At 46.5% G+C, this 15,173-nt stretch carries 13 protein-coding genes, 1 rRNA gene and 1 other RNA gene; all 15 read left to right on the top strand.

The genetic code is table 11. The annotated features are described in order from the left end of the window. The first annotated feature begins 9 nt into the window (after positions 1-9). Positions 10-561 (top strand): DNA-directed RNA polymerase subunit delta, encoded by a 552-nt coding sequence (gene rpoE, locus ACXHJ2_RS23230; protein ID WP_013368770.1) that lies wholly within the window; start codon positions 10-12, stop codon positions 559-561. A 401-nt stretch (positions 562-962) separates the two neighbouring features. Then, positions 963-2,564 (top strand): CTP synthase, encoded by a 1,602-nt coding sequence (locus tag ACXHJ2_RS23225; protein WP_013368772.1) that lies wholly within the window; start codon positions 963-965, stop codon positions 2,562-2,564. A gap of 213 nt (positions 2,565-2,777) precedes the next feature. Then, the gene (locus ACXHJ2_RS23220; protein WP_014599366.1) at positions 2,778-3,146 is read left to right on the top strand and encodes a response regulator; all 369 of its coding nucleotides are present in this window, start codon (positions 2,778-2,780) and stop codon (positions 3,144-3,146) included. 248 nt (positions 3,147-3,394) lie between these two features. Next, positions 3,395-4,249, top strand: a complete 855-nt coding sequence (gene fba / locus ACXHJ2_RS23215) for a class II fructose-1,6-bisphosphate aldolase (RefSeq protein ID WP_013368776.1) — start codon at positions 3,395-3,397, stop codon at positions 4,247-4,249. 227 nt (positions 4,250-4,476) lie between these two features. Then, positions 4,477-5,730, top strand: a complete 1,254-nt coding sequence (locus ACXHJ2_RS23210; protein ID WP_013368778.1) for a UDP-N-acetylglucosamine 1-carboxyvinyltransferase — start codon at positions 4,477-4,479, stop codon at positions 5,728-5,730. Between the two features lie 263 nt (positions 5,731-5,993). After that, on the top strand, positions 5,994-7,331 hold the full coding sequence (gene rho / locus ACXHJ2_RS23205; RefSeq protein WP_013368779.1) for a transcription termination factor Rho: 1,338 nt from the start codon (positions 5,994-5,996) through the stop codon (positions 7,329-7,331). 94 nt (positions 7,332-7,425) lie between these two features. Further along, positions 7,426-8,697, top strand: coding sequence for a radical SAM protein (locus ACXHJ2_RS23200; protein WP_165084113.1), 1,272 nt, complete (start codon positions 7,426-7,428; stop codon positions 8,695-8,697). A gap of 152 nt (positions 8,698-8,849) precedes the next feature. Further along, positions 8,850-9,047, top strand: a complete 198-nt coding sequence (gene rpmE, locus ACXHJ2_RS23195) for a 50S ribosomal protein L31 (RefSeq protein WP_013368781.1) — start codon at positions 8,850-8,852, stop codon at positions 9,045-9,047. A 111-nt stretch (positions 9,048-9,158) separates the two neighbouring features. Then, positions 9,159-9,425: signal recognition particle sRNA large type (gene ffs / locus ACXHJ2_RS23190), an RNA gene on the top strand. A 155-nt stretch (positions 9,426-9,580) separates the two neighbouring features. Then, positions 9,581-11,332: a DNA polymerase III subunit gamma/tau gene (dnaX, locus tag ACXHJ2_RS23185; protein WP_165084111.1), complete on the top strand. Its 1,752-nt coding sequence runs from the start codon at positions 9,581-9,583 to the stop codon at positions 11,330-11,332. Positions 11,333-11,372: 40 nt separating this feature from the next. Further along, positions 11,373-11,684 (top strand): YbaB/EbfC family nucleoid-associated protein, encoded by a 312-nt coding sequence (locus tag ACXHJ2_RS23180; protein ID WP_013368784.1) that lies wholly within the window; start codon positions 11,373-11,375, stop codon positions 11,682-11,684. Positions 11,685-11,710: 26 nt separating this feature from the next. Beyond that, positions 11,711-12,310, top strand: a complete 600-nt coding sequence (gene recR, locus ACXHJ2_RS23175) for a recombination mediator RecR (RefSeq protein ID WP_013368785.1) — start codon at positions 11,711-11,713, stop codon at positions 12,308-12,310. Positions 12,311-12,522: 212 nt separating this feature from the next. After that, entirely contained in the window at positions 12,523-12,834 is a 312-nt protein-coding gene (locus ACXHJ2_RS23170; protein WP_025676300.1) for a DUF2508 family protein, read from the top strand. Further along, positions 12,831-13,106: a pro-sigmaK processing inhibitor BofA family protein gene (locus ACXHJ2_RS23165; RefSeq protein ID WP_165084109.1), complete on the top strand. Its 276-nt coding sequence runs from the start codon at positions 12,831-12,833 to the stop codon at positions 13,104-13,106. The genes ACXHJ2_RS23170 and ACXHJ2_RS23165 overlap by 4 nt, the downstream gene beginning before the upstream one ends. Positions 13,107-13,514: 408 nt before the next feature. After that, positions 13,515-15,068: ribosomal RNA gene (locus ACXHJ2_RS23160) — 16S ribosomal RNA — on the top strand. Positions 15,069-15,173: the final 105 nt, after the last annotated feature.

The raw sequence follows: 15,173 nt of genomic DNA, 5'->3' as shown, positions 1-15,173 counted from the left end.
TGTCCCTAGGTGAGTACACCACTCAACTTGAAGATTGACCCGGAGAAAGTCCACGAGACTCCAATGGTGGATTTGGCATTTATGGTATTGAAAGCAGCCAATACTCCATATTATTACCGTGACCTGATGAATGAAGTCGCCAAATTGCGCGGCTTGTCCGACGAAGAAATTAATGACGTTATTGCTCAGCTATATACTGAAATCAACATTGACGGGCGTTTTGCCTGTGTCGGTACGAATTTGTGGGGCTTGAAACGTTGGTATCCGGTAGATAAATCCGAAGATGCCCTGACAGGCGCCAAGCGTCCTCGTATTATTAACGATGAAGACGATGACGATGAAGATGACTATCATGAGGAAGAAGAAACATACAACTCCGATGACGACTTCGATGCAGATAGCGAAGACGAGGATGGCGAAGACGAGCTGTTCGACGGAGAAGATGACGATGATAGTGACGATGACGTAGTTATTGACGATGAAGACCTCAGTGATGAGGAAGATACAGATGATGAAAATGATGATGAGTCGATCGAAGACGACGACGATTCACTTCGTTAGGAACAGGTTGAAAGGGGAGATACGCTCTCCCCTTTTTCATGACCGTTTTCTTGAAACCCCTGCTGATTTATAGCTTTCAGATAGATTTATTCCAATCTGGTTCAATGGACAAATTAACACAGATAACTTCCTTGACAGCGGATTGGACACGGGGTAAACTATTGCTTGGGCTTATGATTGATTCACTTATATGTTTGCTTTTTGTATAAAAGTGCCCCGTACTACGGGAGTGCTTTTTTGTTTTTTATAGGGGTGTTTTCACTCATGAAAGAGGGCTAAGGGCGGCGGATTGGAAAATATAACCGCTGCCTTCTTCATGGATGATAATCCGTGCAAACGGGTTACGATAACATCATAATGTCGCCTGAATTTTTGCATCTTATCTAGGAGGGTTTTGAACAGTGACGAAGTATATTTTTGTGACAGGCGGGGTTGTGTCTTCCTTGGGCAAAGGGATTACGGCAGCTTCACTGGGGAGGCTTTTGAAGAACAGGGGACTGAAGGTAACGATTCAAAAATTTGATCCTTACCTGAATGTCGATCCGGGTACTATGAGCCCTTACCAGCACGGTGAAGTGTTTGTAACGGATGATGGTGCGGAAACGGATCTTGACTTGGGACACTATGAGCGCTTTATTGATATTAATCTGTCCAAGAACAGCAATGTCACAACAGGCAAGGTATATTCCAGCGTGATCAGCAAAGAGCGTCGCGGAGAATATTTGGGTGGTACAGTACAGGTTATCCCTCATATTACGAACGAAATCAAGGAGCGCGTGTACCGTGCAGGCCGTGAAGCGGGTTCGGATGTCATTATTACGGAAATCGGCGGTACTGTAGGCGATATTGAAAGCTTGCCATTTTTGGAAGCCATTCGTCAGCTCAAAAGTGAAGTTGGGCGCGAGAATGTGATGTACATTCACGTAACGCTCATTCCTTATATTAAAGCTGCTGGTGAGGTTAAAACAAAACCAACTCAGCACAGTGTAAAAGAACTGCGCAGTATCGGCATTCAACCGAATGTTATTGTTTGCCGTACAGAGCATGAATTGTCCTCCGACATGAAGGCTAAAATTGCATTGTTCTGCGATATTGATGCGAATGCAGTGGTAGAATGCCGCGATGCTTCGACTCTCTACGAGGTTCCGTTGAACCTGCGTGAAGAAGGTTTGGACGAAATCGTAGTTAACCACCTGAAGCTGACAACACCTGCACCAGATATGACCGAATGGGAAGGGTTAGTTGATCGAATCAGCAAGTTGGACAAAACGGTTGAAATTGCTATTGTTGGTAAATATGTTGCGTTACATGATGCGTATTTAAGTGTTGTTGAGTCACTTTCCCACGCTGGATTTGATGCAAATGCGGACGTGAAAATCCGTTGGGTGAACGCTGAAGAAGTAACGGACGAGAACGTAGCTGACATGCTGGGCGGCATTGGCGGTATTCTCGTACCGGGTGGCTTCGGCGATCGCGGAATTGAAGGTAAAATCAGCACCATTCGTTATGCACGGGAGCAAAAAATTCCGTTTTTCGGTATTTGCCTGGGTATGCAGGTATCTGTTATAGAGGTTGCTCGTTCCCTGGCCGGTCTCGAAGGAGCCAACAGCTCGGAAATTAACCCGGCTACCGATTACCCTGTCATTGACTTGCTTCCTGACCAAAAAGACATCGAAGATTTGGGCGGTACCATGCGTCTTGGCTTGTATCCATGTAAACTGGTGGAAGGTTCCCTGGCATCGGCTTGCTACAACGACGAGCTGGTATACGAGAGACATCGTCATCGGTACGAATTCAATAACGAATATCGTGAAGTTATTGAAAAAGCAGGCCTTCGTATTTCTGGTACTTCACCGGATGGACGTTTGGTGGAAATTGTGGAGCTTCCTGAGCATCCATGGTTCCTGGCGGTACAATTCCATCCAGAATTTACTTCCCGTCCGAATCGTCCACAGCCTTTGTTCCGTGAATTTGTAAAGGCGGCATTGCAGCTTCAAGGTTAATGCTTCAGCTTGAAAGACCTCCTTTGGGAGGTCTTTTTTTATCCCATGCTTCCTGATTATGAAAGAATATTCCACAATTATGTATATGAGAAGGATTTTCTTTTTGCAGGAGCGAATATAGTTTTAGGTATGGGACGGATATTGTACGTCATCGGACGCTGTTATGGCAATAGCTGCATGATCCTCGTTTTAAGATCTTAGGAGGTTAAAACATTGGAAAAGAAAAAAGTATTAATCGTCGATGACCAGAATGGAATACGGATTTTACTGATGGAAGTGTTCGGAAGTGAGGGTTATGAGACCTTTCAGGCAGCGAACGGGAAAATTGCTCTTGAGATTGTTGAGAAGGAACCACCTGATCTGGTTCTGCTCGATATGAAAATTCCAGGTATGGACGGACTCGAAATTCTGAAGCACCTAAAAAGCATGAATCCCGATATCAAGGTTATTATGATGACAGCGTATGGAGAACTGGACATGATTAAAGAGGCGACGGAGCTAGGTGCACTTATGCATTTTACCAAGCCCTTTGATATTGATGAAATGCGGATCGCCGTGAACAAACAACTCAGAGGTGACTAGGTAAGTCATTTTGGTTGAGAACTCTGTTAACAAAACAGGGTTTTTTGTTTGTGATTATGGGAAATACTGAAAGTAAATCCTCTCCTTATACAATTCTATGGAAAAACGGCGTCCTGGGCGTGATTTTTGTATGTGTTGATATGCAAAAGCTTGTTTAGTATTTAACATGGGTTGTGGTATAATAAGCCCGTATGTGATGTCGGCTAAAAATATAGACAAACCCAAACACCTTTAGGAGGACTGTAACCATGCCATTGGTATCTATGAAAGACATGTTGAACAAAGCACTCGAAGGAAAGTATGCAGTAGGTCAATTCAATATTAATAACCTAGAGTGGACTCAAGCTATCTTGGGCGCTGCTGAAGAAGAAAAATCCCCAGTAATCTTGGGTGTTTCTGAAGGCGCAGCACGTCACATGGGCGGATTCTACACTGTTGTTAAAATGGTAGAAGGTCTTATTCATGACATGAAAATTACGGTTCCAGTTGCAATTCACTTGGACCACGGTTCTAGCTTTGACAAATGTAAAGAAGCGATCGACGCTGGTTTCACATCCGTTATGATTGACGATTCCCACAGCCCAATCGAGAAAAATATTGAAACAACGAAGAAAGTTGTTGAATATGCACATTCCAAAGGCGTTTCCGTTGAAGCTGAAGTTGGAATGGTTGGCGGTCAAGAAGATGATGTTGTAGGTGACGTAATGTACGCTAAGCTGGACGATTGTGTACGTATCGTTAAAGAAACAGGCATCGACACACTGGCTCCTGCACTGGGTTCTGTTCATGGACCATACAAAGGTGAGCCAAACCTGGGCTTTAAAGAAATGGAAGAAATTCGCAATGCCGTGAAACTGCCACTCGTTCTTCATGGCGGAACAGGTATCCCTACACATGACATCCAAAAATCCATTTCCCTGGGTACTTCCAAAATCAACGTAAACACTGAAAACCAAATCGCATTTGCGAAAGTGGTTCGTGAAGTGCTTGCTGCAAAACCAGATGCTTACGATCCACGTACATTCATCCAACCAGGTCGTGAAGCGATTAAACAAACTGTTATCGGTAAAATCCGTGAGTTCGGTTCCAACAACAAAGCGTAATAATGTTCCAACTAGTCATGCGACTGCATAGACTGAATGCATTTTTTTCATTGTAGCTGTATTTATGCTGCACAAAACATTTAAATCTGTACAGTTGAATAGTTTGGTATGGAAAGCACACCGCTTAGCCGGTGTCTTTCCATTTTAACCACTTAAAAAGTTGAAAGTTTATGGTTTCAGTTCATTGTTTGACCGACTGCAAAACACGTAGGGGGACCCTCAAGCTTATGGAAAAATTGATGATCACCGGTGGACGGCCGCTTCAGGGTACAGTTTCCATCAGCGGTGCCAAAAACAGTGCCATCGCCTTGATTCCCGCAGCCATTCTGGCAGAGTCGGAAGTCATTTTGGATAATTTGCCGCTGCTCAGTGATGTGGCGGTGTATTCCGAGATATTGGAGGAGCTTGGCGCAAAGGTTGCCTGGGAAGGTAGCCAGATGAAGATAGACCCTTCCTCCATTAAATCCATTCCTATGCCGAATGGACCTGTTAAGAAATTACGAGCCTCTTATTATATGATGGGGGCCATGCTGGGCAGATTCAAGGAAGCGATCATCGGTTTGCCAGGAGGATGTAATTTTGAACCCCGGCCCATTGATCAGCATATCAAAGGTTTTGAGGCGCTGGGTGCCACGGTTACGAACGAGCACGGCGCTATTCATTTGCACGCCAAAGAACTGCGCGGCACCAAGATTTATTTGGATGTCAGCAGCGTAGGGGCAACCATTAATATTATGCTGGCGGCCGCACGTGCCAAAGGCGCCACAACTATCGAAAATGCGGCTAAAGAGCCTGAGATTATAGATGTAGCAACTCTGTTAAACTCCATGGGGGCGATTATTAAAGGCGCTGGAACGGAGACGATTCGTATTGAAGGTGTGTCGGAGCTGCATGGCTGCCGTCATTCCATCATACCTGACCGTATACAAGCAGGCACATATATGATTGCTGCTGCGGCAACCCGTGGAAATGTATTGATTGACAATGTAATCCCCAAACATATGGAGGCTCTCACTGCCAAAATGCAGGAAATGGGCATCGGCATCGAGGAATATGATGAAAGTATTCGCGTACTGGGTGCACCTTCCTATGGGCATGTCGACGTTAAAGCCTTGGTATACCCTGGCTTCCCCACGGATTTACAATCTCCCATGACCAGCTTGCTAACCCAGGCTCAGGGTGTCAGTGTGTTGAGCGATTTTGTGTACAGCAATCGTTTTAAGCACGTCCCTGAACTGGTGCGAATGGGGGCTAAAATTCGCGTAGAGGGTCGGTCTGCCATTATTGAGGGTGGTCAACTGAATGCGGCTAAAGTGAAGGCTGCAGATCTGCGCGCTGGAGCGGCCCTTGTCATTGCTGGGCTTACAGTAAGCGAAGGGGTAACTGAGGTGGCAGGTGTCGAGTATATTGACCGTGGTTATGATCACCTCGTCTCCAACCTGCGCCTTCTGGGCGCAGATGTATGGCGGCAGACTGAGTAATTAAACCATGTCTGTCCTTTGTATGAACTCGTCGTAACCAAAGCGATAAAACAGGTAACACCTATGCAGCCGCTGCTTGATATAAGATTTGGTTCATACCTAACAATCTTTTATCAAAAAACCGGAATAATTCGGTATAATCCAGGCAGTTGGCTGCATAACTTTATTTGTTTTGGTTAAAATTATGTTGATGGTGTTTATGATATCATTGTCTATCATTTAGATGTATGAATGGACTTAATAATTGAATAGGTGGTTATTATATGGATCTGCAAATTTCCGATCTGGAAGAAATGAAGCTGACCGACCTGTACAAGCTGGCCAAGCAATACCAGATCCCGTACTACGGAACGCTCAAGAAGAAAGAATTGATTTTCGCCATCCTGCGCGCACAAGCTGAGAAGAGTGGATTAATGTTTATGCAGGGTGTTCTGGAAATACTTCCTGAAGGTTACGGCTTTCTGAGGCCGATCAATTATCTCCCGAGTACCGAAGATATTTACATCTCTGCTTCACAAATCCGCAAGTTTGACTTGAGAACAGGCGATCTTGTTTCCGGTAAGTGCCGAACGCCAAAAGAAAATGAACGGTATTTTGGATTGCTTCAAGTTAACGCCGTCAATGGAAGAAGTCCTGAGCAAGCTGCTGAGCGGCTACATTTTCCTGCACTGACTCCACTGTATCCGCAAACCAAATTAGTCCTTGAAACTTCCCCCAACCATTTGTCTACGAGAATTATGGATGTACTGGCCCCTGTCGGACTTGGACAGCGCGGACTTATTGTGGCACCTCCCAAAGCTGGGAAGACGCTTCTCCTCAAAGAAATTGCCAATAGCATTTCTACCAACAATCCCGAGATTGAGCTATTTGTCTTGTTGATTGATGAACGCCCTGAAGAAGTGACGGACATGCAGCGTTCTGTCAAAGGTGAAGTTGTGGCCTCTACATTTGATGAACTTCCTGAAAATCACATTAAAGTGGCAGAACTGGTGTTGGAGCGTGCACTGCGTCTCGTAGAACATAAAAAGGATGTTGTCATCCTGTTGGATAGTATTACACGGTTGGCTCGTGCGTACAATCTCGTTATCCCTCCTTCTGGTCGTACTTTGAGTGGGGGTATTGATCCGGCAGCATTTCACCGTCCAAAACGCTTTTTTGGTGCAGCTCGGAATGTGGAGGAAGGCGGTAGCTTGACGATTCTTGCCACAGCGCTGATTGATACAGGATCTCGTATGGACGATATCATTTATGAAGAGTTCAAAGGCACAGGTAACATGGAGCTGCATTTGGACCGCAAACTGGCAGAACGTCGTATCTTTCCTGCGATTGATATTCGGCGTTCCGGTACACGTCGTGAGGAAGTACTGTTGAAAAAGGAAGAATTAGATACGATCTGGGCTATTCGTAAAAATATGACGGAAAGCCATGACTTTGTGGAAGGCTTCCTCAAAAAGCTGCGTAACAGCAAAACTAACGCTGAGTTTTTAGCTTCGTTTGATTTGACAGCACCTTCTTCCAGCGGTTCGCAAGGTAGCTCTGGTGGTCAACAACGAAGAACTACGCGTTCTACCACAGCGTCGGTTCCCGCCACAACCAATTAAACCCAATTCATGTATTTTATCTGTTCTGTAAGTAGACAGCCATTACCATCCTTTTGGTTAATGGTGCGCTTAATGGAACGAAAGGAGCTCCATAATGTATTTGGTGTATGCCGACGAAAAAGGCAATGTATATGATCATGCTTCTTTGTATGGGCTTGCCCGTAGTGCAGACATGATTGTTGAAATCATGGAGGATGAGCTTATTCCGTTGCCGGAAGGAGCCACACTGGTAAGCCTGCCCAGCACCCGCCCGGTCGGTATGAACCCTGAAACAGGGGAAATGGTCTCTCTTCCGGGAGATATGCAGGCAGTAGGGGCTTTGTTACCGCAAGGTTTTACACGCCTGTGTCTGCCGGGATATGTGAAGACGGATAAGGAGTATAAACTCCCCTTGTTCGGTTATTCGGCCGTTGTCTGGAAAGATGGGGCATTTTATGTAACAGCAGAGCAGAGTGACAGTCCTTCCAAATGGAATCCCGAAAACTGCGACCGCAATCAAGTTAAATTGGGAGTTCAGCGAATGACAGAACAGTATCCCGAAAATAGGCTGTACCAGCATTTGTCTAACTGTGCGCTGGGGTACGAATGTCTTACTTCTTCGAATACGTTCCTGAATCGCTGGGAAGGGGGAGTTCCGGTATCTTATTCTTGTAATGCGGGTTGCTTTGGCTGTATATCTGAACAGCCGGATGACAGTGGTTTTGTATCTCCGCAGACAAGAATGAACTTTCGTCCCCGCGTGGAAGAGATTGTAGAAGTTATGTTGGAACATTTGAAGACACCTGAGTCTATCATCAGTTTTGGGCAAGGTTGTGAAGGTGAGCCCTCCACTCAAGCCAAACTGATTATTGATGCGATCAAAGAAGTGCGTTCCGTTACAGATATGGGGTATATTAATATCAACACGAATGCGGGACTGAATGATCATATCCGGGGAATTGTGGATGCGGGTCTTGATCTTATGCGAGTAAGTACAATTAGTGCATTGGACGACCATTACAATGCGTATTACAAGCCGCGCGGATACACGCTTGCTAATGTGGAAAAGTCACTCCGTTATGCGTCAGAGCAGGGAGTGTATACGTCCATCAACTATTTGATTTTTCCGGGTGTAACAGACCGGGAGGAAGAAATTGAGGCAATGATTGAATTTGCCAAACGCACTAAGCTCAAGCTGATTCAAATGCGTAATCTGAATATTGATCCTGAAAGCTATCTGGAATTGATTCCACCGGCTCAAGGGGAGATACTTGGTATGAAGCAAATGCTTGAGATTTATCGTGAGGAACTGCCGGATGTGGTTATCGGTTCTTACACTCATGTGCCGCCGCAAGGGCTGGCACGTCCCAAATTTGCCAGAAGCTAAACGGTCGGAAGATATTTAAAACACACTGATCTTACACTGTTTTGTGTACTAAAAAGATGTTGAAACACTTATATTCAAGTGCTATAATTTGAACATGTGTTCATACAACTCTGGGCTGATAGGACGTTCAGGGCGGAAAGAGGTGAAAGTTAATGCAACAGGCTATTCAACCGAAGTATAACGTAACTAATGTTACTTGCGCTTGCGGGAATACGTTTGAAACTGGTTCTGTAAAAGAATCTCTGCGTGTAGAGATTTGCTCCGCTTGCCATCCGTTCTTCACAGGTAAGCAGAAGTTTATTGATGCTGGTGGACGTGTGGATCGTTTCAAGAAGAAATACGGTATTTAATAAGTTGCCGCAAGAGATAAAGTTATTAGAGCCTTCTGCAATTGCAGGAGGCTCTTTTTGTCGTTATTTGCTATTTGCATTTTGTGCAACCATGCGATATACTTATTTTCACCGTGCTAGATGGGGAGGTAGCGGTGCCCTGTAACTCGCAATCCGCTATAGCGAGGTTGAATTCCTGTTAGAGGTGTTGTTGATGTGAGGCTGGTCCCTGCGCACAATGTTGACGGTTGGGTCCTCCGCAATGAGTACTTGTGAACCTGGTCAGGTCCGGAAGGAAGCAGCCATAAGCAAGCCCACTCTTGTGCCGGAGGGTTGCCTAGCCCGAGTTGTTGTTCAGGGTTGCCGCTCGGATCACAACGATCAATAACAGGTGCACGGTTTATATTAGTAATTAGAACATCTTGGCAATTATGCGAAGATGTTTTTTTGTGTTTATAAATTGAAATGTGTCTAGTTTAGATTCGGACGGGAGTATAGTATAATGAAGTGACCATAAATGGTCATGAAAGTGAATGGGAAAGAGGGAACGCGCATTGGAACATATAGCGTTGTACCGTGCTTGGCGGCCGCAGGCTTTCAAGGACATGGTAGGACAACAGCATATTATCCAGACATTGCAGAATGCCATCCGCGAAAATCGCACGTCCCATGCCTACCTGTTCAGTGGTCCGCGAGGAACGGGTAAGACCAGTGCGGCCAAAATTTTGGCCAAGGCAATCAACTGTGAGCATGGACCTGCGCCGGAACCTTGCAACGAATGCGAAGCCTGTAAACGGATCACGGCCGGAGCGGTCATGGATGTACAGGAGATTGACGCAGCCTCTAACCGGGGTGTTGAAGAGATTCGTGATTTGCGCGATAAAGTCAAATATGCGCCCACAGAAGTGCGGCACAAGGTTTATATCATTGATGAAGTGCACATGCTGACGACGGAAGCGTTCAATGCGCTGCTCAAGACGCTGGAAGAGCCGCCGCCACACGTAATGTTTATATTGGCTACGACAGAGCCGCATCGGATTCCCGCGACAATTATTTCGCGTTGCCAGCGTTTTGACTTCCGGCGAGTATCGCTGGAGGAGCAGACAGAGCGGCTTGACCTGATATGCCAACAGGAGAACATCCAAGCTGATTTGGATGCACTGCAATATATTGCACGTCTTTCAGATGGCGGGATGCGAGATGCGGTTAGTGTTTTGGATCAGATATCCTCGTTTACTGATGGCCGGGTTACGTATCAGCAGGTGTTGGATATGACGGGCGGGATCGCATCCGAGCAATTCGGTAAATTGGCCTTGGCATTACTGAAAGAAGATGTAGGCACAGTGCTCCAATTGATCGAGAACTTTATGCAGGAAGGGAAAAGTGCGGATAAGTGTATGGAGAATCTTCTGTACTATTTCCGAGATCTGCTAATGATCAAGATGGTGCCGCAGGCGACCAAAATGACGGAGCGAGTGCTGAATCCGGAGCAGTTTAAGGAAGTGGCGGATGCTTTTACCAAGGAGCAGCTCTTTGCAATGATCGACACCCTTAATCGTTATCAGGGCGAGATGAAATATGCGGTTCAGCCCCAAACTTTATTTGAGGTAGCTCTATTGAAGTTATGCAGCATTCCGGGGGAAGCGGGAACTGCTGCTCAGCCGACTGCACAGCGCTCTGGTGCTGCAGCTGGCCAGGAAGATGTGGCCATGTTAAAACGCCAGCTTGCTGAGCTGGAAAAGAAGCTGGAACGTGCAATGCAAGGTGGTTTGGCTGTTGGGGCGGGTCAGGAGACACCGTCAGGCGGCCGTCAGGCTTCTGGTGGTCGTGCCCCTGCTCCACGTCTTTCAGCGCCGGCCAAACTCCCTTCTCAGTTGGATCGCTATATTGCTGAGAAGTCAAGCGAAGCATTCGCAGCGGTGGGGCGTAAGTGGAGCCAGATTTTACAAGGGGTAAAAGAGGCGAAAGTTACGGTTCATGCTTGGTTTATGGATGGTGAGCCGGTTTCTGTGTTAGAGGACAGTGTATTGGTCGCGTTTAAGAACAACATTCATCGTGAAACTACCGAAAAACCTGCCAATAAGCAGGTCATCGAGAAGGTTTTACATGAGCAGTTGGAGCATCCTTATCGTTTGGTAACGATGATGCAAAAGGATTGGAATGCTGCGATTGAAGGAGTTTCTGACCAACCTGCCGAAGAATTGCAACTGGAGCCGGAGCATGATGCGCCGGGAAAGTCCAAGGAGCCCTGGATTGATGAAGCGATTCAGCTTTTCGGGGAAGATCTGGTAGTCATTAAAGAATAATCAAATGTAGATGTATACTTCATTAAAGGAGATGATTGAAATGAACAATATGAACCAAATGATGAAGCAAGTGAAAAAAATGCAGGAACAAATGCTGAAAGCCCAAGAGGAGCTTGGTGGGAAAGTAATCGAAGGTTCTTCTGGTGGCGGTGTGGTAACTGTAGAGGTAAGTGGACATAAAAAGGTGTTGTCCATCACAATCAAACCGGAAGCTGTAGATCCTGATGATGTAGAAATGCTGCAAGATCTCGTACTCACTGCAGTCAATGATGCTTTGTCCAAAGCGGATGAACTGGCTAATGATGATATGGGTAAATTTACAGGTGGCATGAAAATTCCGGGCTTGTTCTAGTCTGCTCATAAAGGAGAAACACGCTATTGCATTATCCCGAGCCGATTGCAAAGCTGATTGATGCTTTTACGCGCCTGCCGGGAGTAGGCCCCAAAACAGCTGCCCGGTTGGCTTTTCACGTACTGAAAATGAAGGAAGATGATGTGATTGATTTTGCCAAAGCGCTGGTCAATGTAAAACGCAATCTTCACTTTTGTTCAGTCTGCGGTAACATTACAGATACGGACCCTTGTAGGATCTGTCAGGATAAGACGAGGGATGCTTCCGTCATTTGTGTTGTTCAGGATGCTAAGGATTTGGTCGCTATGGAGCGTACCAAGGAGTTTGAGGGTTTGTACCATGTACTTCACGGGGCAATCTCTCCGATGGAGGGAATTGGCCCTGAGGATATCAAACTCAAGGAGTTGCTGACCAGGCTAAGTGATGAACGTGTCAAGGAGTTGATCCTGGCTACGAATCCGAACATTGAGGGAGAGGCCACGGCTATGTACATTTCGCGGCTAGTGCGTCCTTTTGAAATCAAGGTTACTCGTATTGCTCACGGTTTGCCCGTGGGCGGGGATTTGGAGTATGCCGACGAGGTCACCCTGTCCAAAGCGCTAGAAGGCCGCAGAGAGCTTAATTAGTAGGTGTAGTTATACGTTATAATTTATGAGTCTGAAATGTCCTTGGGACATCCTTGACTCGCTTAGGGAGCCGTTATGGCTCCTTTTTTATTTGCAGTAATAGATGCCTTTATAGACGTTCCCAGTTCTAAGTTTGTCCTCTACTCAATAAGTATGAATAAGGTGGTCTTGCAGACTGTACACATAATTCAGCTTGTGAGGAGGATGAATGAATGTGGGAACGGATGAAACAAAATTTCCGTCGTCAGGAGAATGGAAAATCAGAAGCAGAGTATCGCCAGGAATTGTTTGCTCAGATTCGAGCTTCGCATGCGGAATGGTTAAGAGCGCATCGTTTATTTCATGAAGCTACGGGTAAGGATGAAATCGACTACGCCATTTTTGTCCTGGAAGCTGCAGAGCGTAAATATCAAATACATTTAAAAAGCGCAAAGCAACAAGGGTTACATCGTTTTCACCTGCCAGCAGATGAACCGGGGTATGCCAATGATACTGACCGGGTTCACAAACGGAGAGCGGAATGAGAGGGGTAGTCTGGCTTGTCTTGATTGCTTGTACCGGAATACTGATGTATCTAGTCCTCAAAAAACATCTGGGGATCGGTTGGTTTGTAGTATTCGGCGCGCATATGGCTCTGGCAGCCATTGCACTGTATGTTATCAATTATTCAGGATGGATTACACAGGTGTACATTCCGATTAACCCAGTGACGATGGGAGCAGTAACGATATTAGGTTTGCCAGGCATTGCGCTTTTACTGGGATTGAAAATAATATTGTTCGGACAGGCCGTGTGAAACGTTATTGTAGGGAAGGAGAGTGTGCCAAAAAAAGTGGGTATTGGTGAGTCCGATGCGGTATTGTTTTATTTTTTGAATTATAGTTGACGACGAATTCAAAAATGTGATACATTAATTCTCGGCTTTTAAAGCCCGGGAATTTTTTTGTGTGAGCAATGCTTAAATGAAATTGAAAAATAATTTAAAAAAGTGTTGACTTAAATCCCGAGTGTGTGTTATATTAATTAAGTCGCCGCTGAGATGCGGTGATGAAGCAAAGTAAGGCATAATGAAGGTTTGATCTTTGAAAACTGAACAACGAGTGAGTAAACTGATTTTGTTCGCAAAATCAAACAATGAGATATTTTATCTCGTCAGTTTCAAAATGAGCTAATCGCTCTTTCTATAACCAGCTTCGGTTGGTCTTTAATGGAGAGTTTGATCCTGGCTCAGGACGAACGCTGGCGGCGTGCCTAATACATGCAAGTCGAGCGAGGTTATATAGAAGCTTGCTTCTACATAACCTAGCGGCGGACGGGTGAGTAACACGTAGGCAACCTGCCCAAAAGACAGGGATAACTACCGGAAACGGTAGCTAATACCCGATACATCCTTTTCCTGCATGGGAGAAGGAGGAAAGGCGGAGCAATCTGTCACTTGTGGATGGGCCTGCGGCGCATTAGCTAGTTGGTGGGGTAAAGGCCTACCAAGGCGACGATGCGTAGCCGACCTGAGAGGGTGATCGGCCACACTGGGACTGAGACACGGCCCAGACTCCTACGGGAGGCAGCAGTAGGGAATCTTCCGCAATGGGCGAAAGCCTGACGGAGCAACGCCGCGTGAGTGATGAAGGTTTTCGGATCGTAAAGCTCTGTTGCCAGGGAAGAACGTCTTGTAGAGTAACTGCTACAAGAGTGACGGTACCTGAGAAGAAAGCCCCGGCTAACTACGTGCCAGCAGCCGCGGTAATACGTAGGGGGCAAGCGTTGTCCGGAATTATTGGGCGTAAAGCGCGCGCAGGCGGCTCTTTAAGTCTGGTGTTTAATCCCGAGGCTCAACTTCGGGTCGCACTGGAAACTGGGGAGCTTGAGTGCAGAAGAGGAGAGTGGAATTCCACGTGTAGCGGTGAAATGCGTAGAGATGTGGAGGAACACCAGTGGCGAAGGCGACTCTCTGGGCTGTAACTGACGCTGAGGCGCGAAAGCGTGGGGAGCAAACAGGATTAGATACCCTGGTAGTCCACGCCGTAAACGATGAATGCTAGGTGTTAGGGGTTTCGATACCCTTGGTGCCGAAGTTAACACATTAAGCATTCCGCCTGGGGAGTACGGTCGCAAGACTGAAACTCAAAGGAATTGACGGGGACCCGCACAAGCAGTGGAGTATGTGGTTTAATTCGAAGCAACGCGAAGAACCTTACCAGGTCTTGACATCCCTCTGACTGGTCTAGAGATAGACCTTTCCTTCGGGACAGAGGAGACAGGTGGTGCATGGTTGTCGTCAGCTCGTGTCGTGAGATGTTGGGTTAAGTCCCGCAACGAGCGCAACCCTTATGCTTAGTTGCCAGCAGGTCAAGCTGGGCACTCTAAGCAGACTGCCGGTGACAAACCGGAGGAAGGTGGGGATGACGTCAAATCATCATGCCCCTTATGACCTGGGCTACACACGTACTACAATGGCCGGTACAACGGGAAGCGAAGCCGCGAGGTGGAGCCAATCCTAGAAAAGCCGGTCTCAGTTCGGATTGTAGGCTGCAACTCGCCTACATGAAGTCGGAATTGCTAGTAATCGCGGATCAGCATGCCGCGGTGAATACGTTCCCGGGTCTTGTACACACCGCCCGTCACACCACGAGAGTTTACAACACCCGAAGTCGGTGAGGTAACCGCAAGGGGCCAGCCGCCGAAGGTGGGGTAGATGATTGGGGTGAAGTCGTAACAAGGTAGCCGTATCGGAAGGTGCGGCTGGATCACCTCCTTTCTATGGAGAATCGTTTCCTGCGATGGAAACATTCAAATATGAAGCGTAAGCTTCAAAACTCAGGTTTAGGCCTGTTACTCACTCGTTGCTCAGTTTTGAGAGTTC

This window comes from Paenibacillus sp. ALE3 (genome assembly GCF_054113405.1).
Note: the sequence above shows the minus strand (reverse complement) of the source record. Positions and strands in the feature narration are given on the sequence as shown.